This window comes from Thermostichus sp. OS-CIW-30 (genome assembly GCF_054060215.1).
Map to the genome: position 1 here is coordinate 16,343 of NZ_JBSSCZ010000009.1, position 16,209 is coordinate 32,551.

11 protein-coding genes are annotated in these 16,209 nt (G+C 59.7%); 3 read left to right on the top strand and 8 right to left on the bottom strand.

Annotated elements, in window-relative coordinates:
- Window positions 1–102: 102 nt before the first annotated feature.
- Window positions 103–1,296: an RNA-guided endonuclease InsQ/TnpB family protein gene (locus tag ACVWZF_RS05195; RefSeq protein WP_457411059.1), complete on the top strand. Its 1,194-nt coding sequence runs from the start codon at window positions 103–105 to the stop codon at window positions 1,294–1,296.
- 270 nt (window positions 1,297–1,566) lie between these two features.
- On the opposite strand, the gene ACVWZF_RS05200 is transcribed toward ACVWZF_RS05195, so the two are convergent.
- The 3 genes from ACVWZF_RS05200 to ACVWZF_RS05210 all read right to left on the bottom strand — a co-directional run bounded on the left by ACVWZF_RS05200 (window position 1,567) and on the right by ACVWZF_RS05210 (window position 5,606).
- Window positions 1,567–2,856 (bottom strand): M16 family metallopeptidase, encoded by a 1,290-nt coding sequence (locus tag ACVWZF_RS05200; protein WP_457411033.1) that lies wholly within the window; start codon window positions 2,854–2,856, stop codon window positions 1,567–1,569.
- Window positions 2,857–2,916: 60 nt separating this feature from the next.
- Window positions 2,917–4,221 (bottom strand): M16 family metallopeptidase, encoded by a 1,305-nt coding sequence (locus ACVWZF_RS05205; protein ID WP_457411035.1) that lies wholly within the window; start codon window positions 4,219–4,221, stop codon window positions 2,917–2,919.
- Window positions 4,222–4,391: 170 nt separating this feature from the next.
- Entirely contained in the window at window positions 4,392–5,606 is a 1,215-nt protein-coding gene (locus ACVWZF_RS05210; RefSeq protein ID WP_457411037.1) for a site-2 protease family protein, read from the bottom strand.
- A 322-nt stretch (window positions 5,607–5,928) separates the two neighbouring features.
- On the opposite strand from ACVWZF_RS05210, the gene nrdJ reads away from it, so the two are divergent.
- Together nrdJ and pheS are read left to right on the top strand one after the other, a co-directional pair.
- Window positions 5,929–9,384 carry a ribonucleoside-triphosphate reductase, adenosylcobalamin-dependent gene (gene nrdJ / locus ACVWZF_RS05215; protein ID WP_457411039.1) on the top strand — a complete coding sequence of 1,152 codons (3,456 nt, stop codon included), beginning with the start codon at window positions 5,929–5,931 and terminating at the stop codon, window positions 9,382–9,384.
- A gap of 133 nt (window positions 9,385–9,517) precedes the next feature.
- Entirely contained in the window at window positions 9,518–10,519 is a 1,002-nt protein-coding gene (pheS, locus tag ACVWZF_RS05220) for a phenylalanine--tRNA ligase subunit alpha (protein WP_011432376.1), read from the top strand.
- Between the two features lie 67 nt (window positions 10,520–10,586).
- On the opposite strand, the gene ACVWZF_RS05225 is transcribed toward pheS, so the two are convergent.
- The 5 genes from ACVWZF_RS05225 to ACVWZF_RS05245 all read right to left on the bottom strand — a co-directional run bounded on the left by ACVWZF_RS05225 (window position 10,587) and on the right by ACVWZF_RS05245 (window position 16,168).
- Window positions 10,587–10,883 carry a PipX family protein gene (locus ACVWZF_RS05225; RefSeq protein WP_011432377.1) on the bottom strand — a complete coding sequence of 99 codons (297 nt, stop codon included), beginning with the start codon at window positions 10,881–10,883 and terminating at the stop codon, window positions 10,587–10,589.
- Between the two features lie 191 nt (window positions 10,884–11,074).
- Window positions 11,075–11,650, bottom strand: a complete 576-nt coding sequence (locus ACVWZF_RS05230; RefSeq protein WP_457411041.1) for a TIGR04376 family protein — start codon at window positions 11,648–11,650, stop codon at window positions 11,075–11,077.
- Between the two features lie 191 nt (window positions 11,651–11,841).
- Window positions 11,842–12,597 carry an ABC transporter ATP-binding protein gene (locus ACVWZF_RS05235; RefSeq protein ID WP_011432379.1) on the bottom strand — a complete coding sequence of 252 codons (756 nt, stop codon included), beginning with the start codon at window positions 12,595–12,597 and terminating at the stop codon, window positions 11,842–11,844.
- 54 nt (window positions 12,598–12,651) lie between these two features.
- Window positions 12,652–14,439 carry an MBL fold metallo-hydrolase gene (locus ACVWZF_RS05240; RefSeq protein WP_457411042.1) on the bottom strand — a complete coding sequence of 596 codons (1,788 nt, stop codon included), beginning with the start codon at window positions 14,437–14,439 and terminating at the stop codon, window positions 12,652–12,654.
- Window positions 14,440–14,695: 256 nt separating this feature from the next.
- Window positions 14,696–16,168 (bottom strand): cellulose synthase, encoded by a 1,473-nt coding sequence (locus tag ACVWZF_RS05245; RefSeq protein ID WP_457411044.1) that lies wholly within the window; start codon window positions 16,166–16,168, stop codon window positions 14,696–14,698.
- Window positions 16,169–16,209: the final 41 nt, after the last annotated feature.

The following is a 16,209-nucleotide window of genomic DNA, read 5'->3' on the forward strand; positions in this document are numbered from 1 at the left end:
TTCTCAGAGGGCTGCTATTCAGCTTACTAGCGCAGGAGCCCCGCACTGTACCCGTAGGGTCAGTGTCGGGAGGAATGCGCTTTGATGAAGTACAATGAACTTATGAGCCAAATCCTGACCATCTCCTGCAAGCTCAAGGTGTCCCAGTCGCAAGCCGCTAAATTGGACGCGACGATGGATGCCTTTGTGCAGGCACTGAACTGGGTCAACCAGAACACGCCGGAGAAGATCGTCAATGCGGTCAAACTGCAATCCCTTTGCTACTACGAGATTCGCGCCCGATTCGGCTTGTCTAGCAACTTGGCCCAACAGGTCTGCAGACGGGTGGCCGGCGCCCGCAAAGTGGCGAGACAGCGCAACCGTCCAGTTAAAGAGTTCAAGCGTGGGTTCGTTACCTACGACGCACGTATCTTTTCATTCCGCGAGAAAGACTGGACGGTGTCGCTGACCACGGTTGAAGGGAGAGAACGCTTTGAGCTAGCCATTGGTAACTACCAGAGGGGAATGCTGGCCGGCTCTAACCCCAAATCGGCCACCCTAGTCCAGCGGAAGGATGGCTCCTACTACATCCAGATTTGCGTAGAGGAAAAGCCACCCAAGCAACAAGATACCGACAAGGTGATCGGGGTGGACTTGGGGAGGACAGATATTGCCCATACGTCAGAGGGGGATAACTGGAATGGACAGCAGTTGAGCAGAGTCCGAGAGCGCTACTCCCGGTTGAGGGCGGTACTCCAACGCAAAGCCAGTAAGGGCACCCGCAGTTCGCGGCGCAGATGCAGAGAACTGTTGCAACGGCTGTCTGGCAAGGAGAGACGCTTTCAAGTGTGGGTCAATCATCGCATCTCCAAAGTTATTGTCTCCAGGGCAAAAGCTACCAACAGCGCTCTTGCTCTGGAAGACCTGACAGGGATCCGGGAAAGGGTCAATCAACAGCCACGCAGCAAAGCCGAGCGGCGTAGGACCAACAGTTGGGCGTTCTACCAACTACGTCAGTTTCTGGAATACAAGGCGAGGGTTGCAGGGGTTTCTCTGGTTCTTGTGCCGCCTGCTTACACGTCGCAGACCTGTCACCGGTGCTTACACATCCACCCTGAGCAGGGCAAGTCCTACCGCAGTGGCAAGTCGTTCAAGTGTGGGCACTGTGGATGGGAAGGGGATGCGGATTTGAATGGTGCGAATGTGATTGCGCTCTTGGGGGCTGCTGTAAACCAGCCTAGAGGTTCGGGCTTGTTTTGTTCTCTGGTAAAGCAGAACAGGCCCAGGGCTACTGAAAGCCCGCTCCGTACCGCTTAGCGGTCGGAGTCGGGTAGTTTACAAACGATCCCCATCGTTTTCTTGGACATCTCGAGATTGACCCACAATCGTGACCTCAATCCAGAGTTATGGTTACTTCAGGCCAGGGTGAGACACATGGGCTCCTAAAAAAAGCTTTCCGGCACTGCGCATTCAACATTTTCAACATTTTTTATTTAGGTGTTTTATTGAGGTGTGGGCGCAATGTCCCCGTTTGAATCGAAATGGCCATGTTTGCCAGATCTTAGTTTTCCTCATGGTTTGCTCAGCTTAAAACACCAGCTCAACCTCTGCCAAGGCAGCTTCCGGCCCCACCAGAGCAATGGCCGGGGGGGCCAGGTAGGTCTTTGCGGCTTGGTGGAGCTGCTCTGGGGTGAGCTGCCTGACCCCCTGCAAATACTGCCGGTCAAACTCCATGCCCAAGCCCAAAATCTCGTACCAGCCCGCCAGTTGAGCCACCTGGGCATTGGTTTGTTTGCTGAGGGCATACTGGCCCAGAAGTTTGCGCTGCGCCATTTCCACCTCCGCCGGATCGAGGGGATTGGCCTGCAGACGGTGGATTTCTGCTTGTAGGCGTTCCAGAGCCACCTGGGTGTTCTCTGCTGCAGTGCCCATGTAAACCCCAAAAGGGGCGGGATCCCGACGGGTGGCAAAAAAAGCCGAGACCTCATAGGCCAGGCCACAGCGCTCCCGCAGTTCCACGAACAGACGGCTGGACAGACCGCTCCCCAAGTAGGTGGCCAACAGTTTCAGGGCCGGATAATCCGCAGAAGCAGCAGGGGATCCGCGAAACCCGATCAAGATCGTCGTCTGCTGAGTGGGCTGGGGCAACCTCAGCAGTTGGGGATCCCTCAGAGGGGGCAGGGGAACATCCCGATCCTCTGGAGAGGGGCCGGGAACAACCCAGTCTCCCAAAGCCGCTTCCACCTGGGCAGCCATCTGCTCCGGCGGCTCTGGGCCGATCACCACCATCACCATTCCATTGGGACGACAGTAGGCCGCGTGATAGGCCACCAAATCCTCGCGGGTCAGGGATCCCACCGTTTCCAGCCGTCCCAACCCCGGCAGAGCGTAGGGATTATCCCCATAGAGGGCTTGTTGCACCTGCTCGAAAGCCAAGCTGAAGGGCCGTTCCTGTTGGGCGCGGATGGCCTGCAGCATCAACGCCTGCTCTCGCGCCACCTCCTCTTCAGGAAAACTGGGATCCCGCAGCGTCTCCGCAAGCAAATCCAGCAACTCCGGGAAATCGGCAGCCACACAGCGCAGGCTCACCTCGAAATAGTCGGCAGAACTGTCCACCGATAGCGAGGCTCCCAGCGATTCCACCGCAGCAGCAATGGCCTGGGAGTTGCGCCGATGCGTGCCTTTGGTGAGGACAGCCGCCATCAAGTGGCTCACCCCCGCCTGTTGCGGCCGCTCTGCCCGGCTACCACCGCGGAAAAAACAGTGGGCAGCCAAGATCTCCACCGTTGGGTTCTGGCCCAGCAACAGCGTGATGCCATTGGCCAAAAGGACGCGCTGTAAACGGCCACGTTGGGTGGCAAGCAGAGCAGAGTTCATGCAGGCAAGGGATCCCGTCCAAAATCCGAAAGTCAAGAGTCCAGAGCGTCGAGGCAGCGCTCACCGACAGGCCAGTTGCAGCTCCGAGGCCATTGCTGGATCGAGGGCAGTCGGCTTGAGAACGGTGACCACATAGGCCTCCGGAGACAAGTACTGCTGGGCCAATTCCCGGATCTGAGCCGGGGTAAAAGATTGCAACAGCTCCAGGTACTCTTGAATGCGCTGCACCCCGCCCAGTGTCTCGTAGTAGCCATAGATGCCCGCCAATTGACTGGGGGACTCGGCGGAGAACAGGAACTCATGGGTGAGCATACGCCGGGTGCGATCCAACTCCGCTTGGCCAATGCCATCCTGCTGCAGCTTTTCGATCTCGTGCAGGATCGTCGCCTCCACCCGCGCCACATCCTTCGGCTCCAGCTGAGCGCCGATACAAAACAGCCCCCCCTCCTTCAACACCAGCGAAGAACAGCCAATGGCCCTCACCCAGCCCCGCTGTTCCCGCAGCAGATGCACCAGCCGCGAAGTACGGCCATCTCCCAGCAGAGAAGCCAACATCTCCAGGCCACAGGCTTGCTGCCAATCGTCAATGCCAACGGTAGGCCAGGCCAATTTCAGACGGGCTTGCTCCAAGCGGGCATGGTCGCTCTCCCGGCGCAGGATCCCTTGGGGACGAGGCTGGGGCGGAATGGGGGGGCTGACCGGTGCTGGCCCAGCAGCAGAGCTGCCAAACTGCTCCTCCACCAAGGCCAACGCCCGCTCGGGATCGATGCCACCCGTCACCACCACCGTCATGGATTCAGGCCGATACCAAGCGCGGTGGTAAGCGCGCATCACCTCAGGGGTCAGTTGCATCAAGCTTTCCGGTGTGCCCAACACCGGTCGTCCATAGGGATGCTCCCCATAGGCGGTCTGCATCAAAAGCTGATAGGCCGTGTAATCAGGGTTGTCGGCGGCGCGGCGAATTTCCTCCAGAACCACCTGCCGCTCCCGCTCAAACTCCAGATCTGGGATCCCGGCCCGCAAAACCACCTCTGCCAGGTAGGGCAGGGTATCCGCCAGGTCGGCAGCAGCCACCGTAATGTAGTAATGGGTGTAGTCTTGGCCGGTGGCAGCATTGGTAACTCCTCCCCGTCCTTCGACGGCCCAATCCAGCTCACCAGGAGCCAGCCGCTCGCTGCCCTTAAACACCATGTGTTCCAGAAAATGGGATAGGCCCAGCCACTCCGGCGGCTCATGGCGTCCGCCTGTCCGTACCCAGACGTCAACGGTTACAGAATCGGCAATGGGGATGGGATGAAGGATAACGCCTAACCCGTTGCTCAGTCGGTGGGTGTAGGCGGGCAAAAGACGAGGAGAGCGGTTCAAAATTCTTAACTGATGGAGAACAGTCTTAATTGTAGATGGAGAGGGGCTCCGGGAAATAGTATCTGAGACTACTTTTCTCGGCCTTCTCTCCCCACCTTGCAGATCCCAACCCCTTTTGTGGTAGAGGGAGAACCTAGGTACCTTGGGCTGCTCCCTGTCCAGACATCCCCCTAAGGCTCATTGCGCAGATCCGGGGATCCCTGCCAAGCCAGACTGGGGGATCCCTCTCCGGCCAGATTGTCCTCCACCTGAAATCCAGGGGGCCATTCTTCGCTATCGCGCACCCGCTGCACCACCTCTTGGGGCAGCACGACCCCCAACTGCCGGGCAGCCATGGCCACCACATCCCCGCGATCGATCAAGCCGGCAATGGCGCCGGTGGGCGTGAAAACCAAAATGCGGCGCGGTTCCGCCTGGCGCATCATCTGAATCACCTGGGGAATGGGGGTCTCTTCTCGTACCCCCTGCAGTTGCTCCATCGGCTTGAGAATAGCCTTGAGGGTGAGGCGATCCCACTGGCTGCGCTCGATGTCGTTGAGCAGTTCTGGCCTGACCAACCCGCGGTAACGGCCATCTTCCTCGGCAAAATAAACCTCCGCTGGCTGAGTTGGAGCTTCCGGCCTGAGAGAAGAAGGCACCAGATAGCGATCCACAAACTCCCGCAGGCTCATGTTCGCATCCAAAACCCGAAACTGGCGGGTCATCACATCTGCAGCTTTCAGGCGGGCCAGCACCTGCTGCAGTTGCGCGTACTGGCTGTAGCGGCGGGCGGTGTTCAAAATAAACAGGCCGATCAACCCCACCCAGAGGCCGTTGAGGCTCCCCCAAAATACCACCAGCAGACCTAGCCCCACCAAACCCCAGCCCACCCCCTGGCCGGCTCGGGCCGCCCACAGCATACCCTTTTGCCGATCCCCCGTCCAACCCCAGATGGCCGCCTTGAGCATTTGCCCCCCATCCAGAGGCAAGCCCGGCAGCAGGTTAAACAGGGCAATCGTCAGGTTGATGGCAGCCAAGCTGGTGAGGGTTGAGGCCAGCATCGACTCCGGCACAGCCCAAGCCCGGGCCATGCTGAAGAGCACAAACAGACCCAAGCTGAGGAGAGGGCCTGCCACGGCCACGCAAAAAGCGCCAAGGGGGCGGGGAACTTCCCGCTCAATCGCCGCCATACCCCCAAAAATAAACAGGGTGATGGAGTTAACCCGTACTCCATAGGCGCGGGCCACCAAGCTGTGGGCCAACTCATGAGCCAGCAGAGAAAGAAACAACCCCACCGCCGTCAACACCCCGTAGGAGAGCACCAGCAGGAGGGCCGCCGGGAACCAGGTGTAGTCGATGAAAAAGGGGATCCCCCACAAGCTACCGATGCGCAGGCGACTGGTCATGACGATACAACTCCTTACACAGCTCTCACTGGGGAGAAGGCCCAGGAAGGTGCCGTTGAAGACGACAAGCAGCCCCTTAACTTGGGATCCCTCTCCTCCACTGTAGCCCTTCTGCCGGGCCTTCCGTTCCCTTGCGGCTCCCCCGGCAGACAGCGGGCCTGCCCTATCCCTAGAGGCTCTTAAAGATCTTCTCAGAGCACAACACTACCTACAACACCAGACCCCCGAAGATTGTGATAACGTGGTTGGGCATTGGGTCGGCGGGGTTGCCAACCGGCGCTCAAGAGTCGGAACTACCGAGCTTTGCAGAAGAGGTGTGGCTATGGTGTGGACTTCGTCCCGCTCAGGCGAACAGAGCAAAGAAGTACAGGGACTTGATCCCGCTGAAACGACGGGATCCCTGCCTCTGGGCGAGTTTCCGGCCACAGCCCCGGCGGCCAGCCCGGTGTTCTACCGCACCTACAGCCGTCGCCGCCCGGATGGCAACCGCGAGACTTGGGGCGAAGTTTGCGAGCGCACCTTGGCCGACATCGCCCGGCTGGGGCGTTTTACCCCCCAGGAGCGGGAGCTCGTAGAGCGCATGCAGCGGCAGTTGAAGGCGTTGATCTCCGGTCGAGCCTTGTGGGTGATGGGCACCGACTGGATCCAGAAGCCGGAAAACTTCTCCGGTGCCTACAACTGCACCAGTTTGGCGGTGGTGGACTGGCGGGCCTTTGGCCTGATGATGGATCTGGCCATGATGGGCTGCGGCACGGGAGCGGTGCTGGAACCGCAGTTCATCCGCCAGTTGCCCCCCATTGTCAACCGCCTGCGGGTTCACGTGAAGGGATCCATCGGCACCACCCCTCCCGAAGAGCGGCAGGAGCACACCCGCATCCAACGGCAGGGATCCCAGGTGCACATCCAGGTGGGGGACAGCCGCCGCGGCTGGGTGGAGTCCTACCAAGCGCTGCTGGAGCTGGCGTCGGATCCCAGCTTTGGGGGCCAGGTGGAAGTGACAGTGGACTTGAGCGATGTCCGCCCGGCTGGGGAGCGGCTGAAAGGGTTTGGGGGCGTAGCCAACCCCATTAAGCTGCCCGGCTTGTACGAGCGCTGTGCCGCCATCCTCAACAGGGCGGTAGGTCGGCAACTGAACTCGGTGGAGTGCTGTTTGCTCATCGACGAGGCGGCGGTGGTGGTGGTGGCGGGAAACATTCGTCGTAGCGCTGGCATTCGTCAGTTTGCTGCCGACGACCAGCTGGGATCCACCGCCAAAGACAACCTCTGGCAGCAGGACGAAAACGGCAACTGGAGAATTGATCCCGAGCGAGATGCCCTGCGCATGGCCAACCACACGCGGGTGTTTCACCGCAAGCCGACGCGCGAAGAATGTATTGAGGCCGTGCGCAAGCAGTTTTACTCCGGTGAGGGGGCCATCCAGTGGGCCGGGGAAGCTGTAGCGCGGGCCAATTGCGACCTTATCCCACCCGACCTAAAACCCGACTTTCTCAAAGCCTATGAGGCAGGAACGGCCCGAGAATGGCTAAAGGGACGGGATCCCTCCCTAGGGGAAGAGGAGCTTCAGGATCGCCTGTGGCGCTATGGGCTGAATCCCTGCGTGACAGCCGATACCTGGGTGCACACGGGCGATGGGCCGCGCCAGGTGAGAGACCTGATTGGGAAGCAGCACAGCACCTATGTCAATGGAGAACTATTCAGTACCACACCGGAGGGGTTCTTCTACTCCGGTACCAAGCCTGTGCTGAAGCTTTTGACCAAGGAAGGGTTCTCTCTGCGGCTGACAGGCAACCATCGGGTTCTCAAAGTCACCGCTCAAACCCAAAAGGCACAATACACCGAGTGGGTACCGGCAGAAAGCCTACAACCGGGCGACCGCATCCTGCTGCACAACCATCGCGATCTCACCCCGTGGGATGGGGCGGGTACCTGGGAAGAAGGCTGGCTTTTGGGGAATTTGCTGGGTGACGGTAGCCTTACGGCAACCCCGTGGAACGACACGGCTTTATTACGCTATTGGCAAGATACCCAAGCCGAAATGAGCCAGTATGCGATTCAGCTTTTGCAAACGGCAGTGGGTTACGAGCCCCGCCAGCCAGAGGCATATCACTATGCGCAGCTTGGGTTGCGGGTTATCGGCTCCAGGGGGTTGGCAAAACTGGCGGCCCAGTTCGGCATGAGGCCCGGACAAAAGCAGATGACAGAGGCGCTCGAAGCCACCAGCTTCCAGTTTCATCGAGGCTTCTTGTGCGGGCTCTTTGATGCGGATGGCAGCGTGCAAGGTAATCAGGAGAAAGGGGTTAGCGTGCGGCTCTCTCAAAGCCATCTGGGTACCCTCAAAGCGGTTCAGCGCATGCTGGCGCGGCTGGGCATCATTGCAGTTTTGTATGAGAATCGCCGTCCTGCTGGATATCGCCTGCTGCCGAACAGTGCTCGCCAACCTGCACCATACGCTTGCAAAGCCCAGCACGAATTGGTTATTGCCAACGACAACTTGCATCTGTTCCAGGAATGGGTCGGCTTTCGGGAACCGCACAAAGCCCAAAAGCTAGAGGCACTGCTGAATGGCTACAAGCGCCAGCTCAACCGAGAGCGGTTTGCTGTGACGGTTGCTGCCCTTGAGGCAGACGGGGTAGAGCCGGTGTATGACTGTACTGTCCCCGGCCCAGCGTGCTTTGATGCCAATGGGTTTGTTGTCCACAACTGTGGCGAGATTATTGGCCACACATTCCATTGCAACTTGGCCGAGATCCACCTCAACCGTTTGGATCCCCACAACCGGCAAGAGCAAGAGGAAGCCTTCACGGCGGGAGCCCTCACGGTGGCAGCCCTACTCCACCACCGCTTTGTGGAACCCCGCTTTCAGCGCTCGCGGGAATGGGATCCCATCGTCGGCGTCTCGTTCACAGGCCTGTTCGACTTTTGCGTCAAAGCCTTTGGGGTTGAATGGCTGCGCTGGTGGCAGGAAGGGAGACCCGATACCCCCATCGGGAAGGAATTCAAGCAGCAGGAGCGGGAATACCTCAGCCGCTGGAAGGAGATCGTCCACCGCGTGGTCTGGGACTACTGCGACCGCCACAGCCTGCGCCGCCCCAACCGCTGCACCACGGTTCAGCCCGCCGGCACCAAGTCGCTGCTCACCAACGCCTCTCCCGGCTGGCACCCGCCCAAAGCCCAACGCTACATCCGCCGCATCACCTTTGCCAAAAATGACCCGGTGGCGCTGGCCTGTCTGGACTATGGCTACTCGGTGGTACCTGCTCAGGCGGACAAAGATGAAAACGGGAACTTGCTCAACGACCCCTTTGATCCCCGCTGTACCGAATGGCTGGTGGAACTGCCTGTGGAAGTAGAATGGGCCAACCTGCCCGGTGCTGGCCAGATCGAGATCGAGCAATTCTCGGCCCTGGCCCAGTTTGACTTCTATATGCAGGTTCAGAAGTACTACACCACCCACAACACCTCCGCCACCATCGAGCTGCGGGAGGACGAGGTGGAAGCTCTGGGATCCCGTATCTACGAAGCCATCCGCGACGACGAGGGCTACATCAGCGCAGCGCTGCTGGCCCGCTTCGATGCCCCCTTCCCCCGCCTGCCTTTTGAGAAAATCGACAAGCCCACCTATGAGCGGCTGGTGGCCGAGGTCAAGCAGAGACGGCGGACAGATAACTTCTTCGCGGCCCTGGCCCGCTACGACCGCAACTTTACCTTGGCAGCAGAGGGGCCGGCGGGGTGTGATGCTTTGGGGTGTCTGCTGCCAGATTCGGCGCCTCAGAGCTAGTTCCCCAAAAGGGTTCCCCCTGCTGCCGACCAACCCCATCGGATGCAAAGGCGCGACCGAGCTCCCTCCTGTGATACCTTTGTAGGGACTCCTCACAACCCCAGGGATCCCTTCTGCCCTTGGAATCGGCCCCATGCAAGACGAAAAAGACACGCTTCGCCAACAGCTTCTCACCCTGCAAAGCGAGGCCCTCGCCCAAGTGGAACAAGCTGACGGTCTGGAGGCTCTGGAACAGATCCGCATCGACTACCTGGGCAAGAAAGGTAAGCTCTCCAAAATCTTGGGGGGAATGGGGAAGCTGCCCCCAGAAGAACGGCCTGCCATTGGCGCTTTGGCCAACACCTTTAAAGAGGCCCTCCAATCCAGTCTGGAGCAGCGCAAACAGGCCCTTGGTGAAGCTCAACTGCTGGCCCGCCTAGAAGCAGAGCGCCTGGATGTCACTATGCCCGGGCCCCGTCGGCCTCTGGGGCGGATCCATCCGCTGCAGGCCACCATCGACCGCATGCTCGATATCTTTGTGGGAATGGGCTACACCGTGGTGCATGGGCCTGAGCTCGAGACGGAGTACTACAACTTCGAGGCCCTCAACACCCCTGCCGACCATCCGGCGCGGGATATGCAGGATACCCTCTACCTGGCCAATGGCTATCTGATGCGTACCCAAACCTCCTCGGTGCAGGTGCGCTACATGGAGCAACACCAGCCGCCGCTGCGCATTGTGCATGCCGGTCGGGTGATGCGCCGCGATACCGTGGATGCCACCCACTCCGCTGTGTTTCACCAGATGGAAATTTTGGCGGTGGGCGAGAACCTCACCTTTTCCGACCTGAAGGGCACCCTCAACACGTTCATCACCCGCCTATTGGGCAAGCGAGAAACCCGCTTTCGGCCCAGCTATTTTCCCTTTACCGAGCCTTCTGCTGAGATGGACGTGCGCTTTGGCTCGAAATGGCTGGAAATCTTCGGCTGCGGCATGGTGGATCCCAATGTATTTCAAGCGGTGGGCTACGACCCGGAGCGCTACACCGGATTTGCGGCAGGGATCGGCATTGAGCGGATGGCCATGCTCCTCCACGGCATTCAGGATATCCGCCTGTTTTATACCAGCGACCTGCGCTTTCTGTCTCAGTTTTAGGTGGCTATCTTATCTGAGGAACAAGACCCTCGTCCTGAGCCCTGCAAGACCTTCAGAAAACCCTCTTTCAGGAAAAGGTTTGCTTGTAGATCAACTGCAATTGTTCTAGCTCATCTTGGCGGGCAGCACGGCGCAGCAGGCGCATTTGCTCTTCGATGAGCTGGCGAGCCTCATTACGGCTAATCGGATCGAAGACCAACTCCTCCATGGCAGCAGGATCCCCGCTGTTATCCGGCGGCCTGAAGTAAACCCGAAAAAAGAGCCTTTGGGCGTAGAGAGTGGTGAAGAGAGCCTGATTTTCGTCGACCTGACACAGGCTGTAGAGCAGACCAAATGTGGGGTGATTCAGATACAACTCATTCATGCCCAATAGCGTATCACTCTTGGGGGAGAGGAGAGACTTTTCTTCCCGGTCGGTGCCAGAGAAAGTTCTGGAAATGATGTGGCTATGGCTCTTGAGACCAAGGGCTTAAATCACAAGTTCCGCCCAGCTCGATTTTGGCTGTTGCGACTGGATTCAACATTAGCAAACTAACAAGATTTTGGGTCAGGCTGTTACCGCCGCTGCTGTTCCCGCACCTTCCTCTTCGTGTCATTCAATTCGTTTTCCACCTCTAGCTGACGAAATTGCTCTTCCAATTCATCCCAAGCCTCGAAAGGTTTTCCCCAAGGGCTGAAATTCCGGTCCGGGTTGTCGATGCCTTTGGCTTGCGCGGCTCTTACCTCCTGCAGCTTAGCCTTCACTTCTTGGCGGCGCTGGCGAATCTGCGGCAGCAGGGCTTCCATTTGTTGGATTTTCTCCTTTTGGGCTTTCATTTGACCCCATAGCTGGCTGCCCCTCTCCAACAGCTCAGCCTCCCGGCGTCGCGCTCCTTCGGCCAGATCGGGACGATTGGCCCGCTGCGCCTTCTCAATGCGAAAGTGCCAGGTTTTAATCTCCTCGGCTAAGTTGAGAATGCTTTTTTGGAGAGCCTCCTCTTGGACGCGGCTTTCCTGCAACAGCCGCAGGGTATCCGATTCCTGCTGGCGCAACTGCTCATCGAGGGCTTGCAGCTCGATCTCGGGGTGGGCCCTGAGAAATTCCTCCAGGCGGGTTTCCAAAAATCGGATGATATCTTCGATCAGTTTCATGGACGGATCCTCTTCCCAAGCCCTCAGTTGCGTTTAGAGTAGCCCAAGCTGGGCCATCCTAGATAGGGTCGTTTGAGACATTCCCTTTGACCTTCACCCAAAGGGAGAGGGAAGCTGGGGATCCATCTGGCACGCCAGTTCACCGCAACTGGGAACTCTCCTGAACCCAACTGCCCCCAGGCGGATCCCTCTCAATCCAGCAAACGGCCATCTCCAACCCGGATAATGCGCTGGGCGGCCTGGGCTACTTCAAGGTCATGGGTGACCACGACCAGGGTGATGCCCTGCCGGTGGAGCTCCGCAAAAAGGTTCAGCACTTCCTGGCCGGTATGGCTATCCAGAGCCCCAGTCGGCTCATCAGCCAGCAACAGTTGGGGTCGGTTGACAATGGCACGAGCAATCGCCACCCGCTGCTGCTGGCCGCCGGAGAGTTGGGCCGGACGCTGCTGCAGTTTGCTCCCCAAGCCCACTTGTTCTAGGGCTTGCTTGGCCCGCCGGCGTTGCTCCGGCTCCGGGATCCCAGCATAGGCCAAGGGCAGCATGACGTTCTCCAGCGCTGTCAGGACGGGCAGGAGATGGAACTGCTGGAAGACAAAGCCGATTTTTTGGTTGCGAATGTGGGCCAAATCGCGATCGGTCAGGGTGGAAACTTCCACCCCATCCAGCCAGTAGCGCCCTGAGCTGGGCCGATCCAAGCAGCCGATGAGGTTCATCAGGGTGGATTTGCCGGATCCAGAGGGCCCCATAATGGCGCAATACTCTCCCGGCTGGATCGCCAAGTCGATATCGTAGAGGGCCTGAAAACTGCCCTCCGGCAGTGGATAGACTTTGTTCACCCCAACCATCTGCACTACGGGCGGGCTGGCCGCAGCCAAGGCCTCGGCTGGGCGCTCCAGGGATCCGACCGGCCCACGGCGATGATTTGCCCAGGAATCTTGCTCAAGCATGGTTGGCACCGGGACTTGCCCCATTCTAGCCTTTGGGCTGCCGTGGCTTGACGGCTAACCGGAAGAGCGGATCTCCTGCGGCTGATGGTAGGGGCAGCTCCCCTGGGGATCCACCCTGAGGCGGTAGAGGGGAGAGCGTTCCTGATCGCAGCGAAAGGCTTGGGCTTGGGAAGTCAAGATCTGGCGGGCAAAGCGACAATTTTGGCACTTTTTGCCACCGTGATGACTGGATACAGAAGGCTGTTTTGGACGCGGCACGATCCCTGCTGGAGAAGGGGCAGCCTCTGCCGGGCGGATCAGCTCCCGTGGAGAAAGGCCGCGCAGCACCAGTTCGGATCCCTGCCAGCGGGCTTCCACCAGGCCGGTATCGGCCCAGGCCAGCCAACGGGGATCCTGGGTAATCTGGGGCGGCAGACGCACCTGTACCCCCGCCAAAGTCCGCGGCGACCCCTGCTCCTGCCAAACTTCTTCCACCTCCCCCTCATAGCGCAAAGGGGGATCCCTGATCTCGGCGGGGGAACCGGCCTTCAGCTCCGCGAGCCTAACTGGGGTTTGTAGGTGCCCATCGGGCAACTCCAGCCAATGCCCAGGCTGAGGGCAGTGGACATGGTAGCGATTGCACAGCTCCGGCAGATCCGCCAGATCCTGAGCCTGCTTGGGGTCGGCGTGAACCAAGACCAAATGCTGGGGGCGAAAGGTGTGGATGATCTGGGTGAGATGCCCGACATCGTTGTGGCTGTGCCAGGTTATCCATTCAACGGCAATGCGGGAGCGCAGCGGCGCCGGCCAACGCTCAAATGGGGTGGCCAGCTCCACTTCCGGCAGCCGCACCAGCAGACAGGAGCGCTGCGGTTGGGCCAACAACCTCGACCAAATTGGATCCCAAGCCTCAGGCCCGGCATCGGCGTCGCACAGCAGCAAGCCTTGGGGCAGAGGATCCGCTTCGGTAAGGGGCTGAACCCGCGGCTGCAGGCGGTCTTCCCAGAACAAGGGCTGGTAGGTGGCGAAATTGCGCACCGGCTCCGGCAGGTAGGTGAGCAAGCGCTCGTAGAGATTGCAGCCTGCCGCCAGCCCCGGCGCCACCCATATCTTGAGCTCTTGGGGGGCTTGGGTAAAGCGGTGGTGGGCTTTGAGGAGAAAGATCAGCTCCTGCCCCAACCCCAACACTGGCAGGGGAAACAGCACCGTTTGCCCCGCTTCCAAGGCGCTGAGCAACCGCTCCACCAGGCGATTTTCCAGGTGACGACGGGGTGGATGGCGGGTGGATCCCAGCGAAGCCTCGATGAGCAACACGTCCGGCTGCCAGTGGCGCAAAGCAATGAGATCCAAGCCGGGGGCAAAGCGAGTTGAGGCCAGGGAACAGTCGCCCGTGTACACACAGGTTTGGGCCGGAGAGGTTTGGGTATTTTGCAGCAGGGTCGCCGCCGCCCCTGGCAGATGCCCAGCCGCAAAGAAAGTGAGCATCAGATGGGGCAAAATCTCTCGCGCCCGGCCCAAAGGCAGCGCCCGAAAGGGGGGAAAGCGAATGTCCCGGTCGTAGCCTGGCCAAACGCCACACTCCCACAGACCAGCGGCCAAATGAGCAGTCACCGGCGTGGCGTAGAGAGGTACCTGAGGGTAACGACGATGAAAAGCAGGTAGCCCTTGCACATGGTCAAAGTGAGCATGGCTGCAGATTACCGCATCCGGGATCCCTGGCAGAGCCTTAAAGAGGGCAGGAGCGGGCAACCCGCAATCGAGAAGCAAACGGTGGGATCCAATCTCCAGCCAATAGGCACAGCCCTGTTGACGGGGATCCGTACCCAGGGGGAGCAGTCGAAGGGGGGGTCTCTCTGACTCCACAGGTGTGTCGTTCTGAACCTAGAAGACCGCGTTCAATCCTGCAAACAGGAGGGGCGACTTGGCCAGGGATCCCCCCTCTCCACCGGTACACCTCCCCGGAGAGTTGGAGACAACCTGTGCCGATCCACTTATCCTACACTTCTCACAGCATAGCGTTTGCCCACCATCTGCCGCGGCAGCCTGCCATTTCATCCATGCAGCAGCTGAATGGATGTGGGGATTTGGTTTTGCGATGAACTTGTCTTGGCTTGGCAGCCTATGGGTCGGCGCTCTCTTCTGTCGCCGCAGCGGCGCTGCTGCTGGGAAAAGCAAAGCCGGCAAAATCGTGATCGTCGGGGCGCACCGTCAGGATCATCAGGTTGTAGAAGGCCCAGACCAAGCCAAACAGCAGCTCAGGCCAAGAGGGATCCCAACTGCCGGCAGAACGCAGGGATCCCACCCCCATAGCCAGAAAAGTCAGCACAATAGCCAGAGCCTGAGGTCCTAAGGAGAGCTGGGAAGGCTGCTCGGGATAGGGGGGCACTCCCTGCAGACTTTGCACCAGCGCCTGGATGGACTGAAAAAACTGGCTGCCCGTCTGCCGTTCCGACTGCCAAGCTGCCCCCCACAAATGCGGGGGAAAGGCCAAGAGCCAACTGATGCGCCCTAGGAGAGCATAAGGCAAAAACCACGCGAAGAAGACCCGGTCAAAGGCCGGCACCGGCATCCACCCCGTGCAGAGAAAGACCATCGGCACCGCCAAGTAGACCAGCTCCGCCATCCCACCGGCAGCCCAGAGGGCCAGCCACAGGTATTGAAAGCGCTGCTGCTGCGTGGTCGGCTTGCCCCAGAAGGGATTTTCCCTCAAGGCCGAAAACAAAGCCAGCAAAGCAACGCGGCGGTTGCGCAAGGGCAACAAAACACCCGTAACCTGGGTTTGGCGAACCAATTGAGACTGCCAGCCGCGGCAGTGCATCTGACACCCCAACTGCACAGGGCGACGAATGTCGATCCGCGGGATCCCTTCCAAAGCCTTGCGCCGGATGAGACAGCCAGAACCCAACAGGGGTGCCGCCTGGTAGCCCTGGGATCCCACCGCCAAGAGCTGCTGCAGTGGGTGAACGGCTCTGGGCTGGCCTAGGGTGCGCAGCATTGCCTGCACAAAGCCAGTTCGGTTGACAATTGGAGCCCGCTCCGGCGAGTCGTAAAAGTGGGGCAAGGTCTGCCACAGGAAGTCCCGCTCGAGAAAATGGCCCGGCTGTACTAGGAGGAGATACTCCCCTTGGATATGAGGGGATCCCATTGCATAAGCCAGGGGGTCGGTTGTGGGGCTAGGGCAGGCCCAGTATTCGCAGGGAATGGCCCGGGCCGCCTTGGCCATCTCCTCATCTTCTACCCGATCCACAATGTGGACAAACAACCGCTCCCACGGGTAGTCGAGGTGCAGAGCCGAGAGCACCGTCTGCCGGGTTGCCTCTACGGAATCCCACTGGCGCATCACCAGCACATCCACTCGCGGTAACTGGAAAAACGACCGCCGCAGAACCTCCGGGGATGGGAGCGTCTCTCTCGGCACTTGGGGATAGCGGCTGAGGGTAAAGCCCACCGCCGCCAGCCAAACATACAGCTCTGCCCCCCAAAACAAAAGGGATCCCAAATCCATCAACCCGGCTGTCAGTCGCCAGTAGAGGTACATCACCCCGGCAATGAGGTGAAGCAACCCTGCCCAGCGAAACAGATACACTCGCATCAACTTCCTGCCTTCCGTGCTTTTGCCATTTTCGCCCCTAA

Coding starts and splice junctions, on each gene's coding strand:
- ACVWZF_RS05225 (WP_011432377.1), bottom strand. CDS start 10,883: ATGAATGAGTTGTATCTGAATCACCCCACATTTGGTCTGCTCTACAGC.
- pheS (WP_011432376.1), top strand. CDS start 9,518: ATGCAAGACGAAAAAGACACGCTTCGCCAACAGCTTCTCACCCTGCAA.
- ACVWZF_RS05230 (WP_457411041.1), bottom strand. CDS start 11,650: ATGAAACTGATCGAAGATATCATCCGATTTTTGGAAACCCGCCTGGAG.
- ACVWZF_RS05245 (WP_457411044.1), bottom strand. CDS start 16,168: ATGCGAGTGTATCTGTTTCGCTGGGCAGGGTTGCTTCACCTCATTGCC.
- nrdJ (WP_457411039.1), top strand. CDS start 5,929: ATGGTGTGGACTTCGTCCCGCTCAGGCGAACAGAGCAAAGAAGTACAG.
- ACVWZF_RS05195 (WP_457411059.1), top strand. CDS start 103: ATGAGCCAAATCCTGACCATCTCCTGCAAGCTCAAGGTGTCCCAGTCG.
- ACVWZF_RS05235 (WP_011432379.1), bottom strand. CDS start 12,597: ATGCTTGAGCAAGATTCCTGGGCAAATCATCGCCGTGGGCCGGTCGGA.
- ACVWZF_RS05200 (WP_457411033.1), bottom strand. CDS start 2,856: ATGAACTCTGCTCTGCTTGCCACCCAACGTGGCCGTTTACAGCGCGTC.
- ACVWZF_RS05210 (WP_457411037.1), bottom strand. CDS start 5,606: ATGACCAGTCGCCTGCGCATCGGTAGCTTGTGGGGGATCCCCTTTTTC.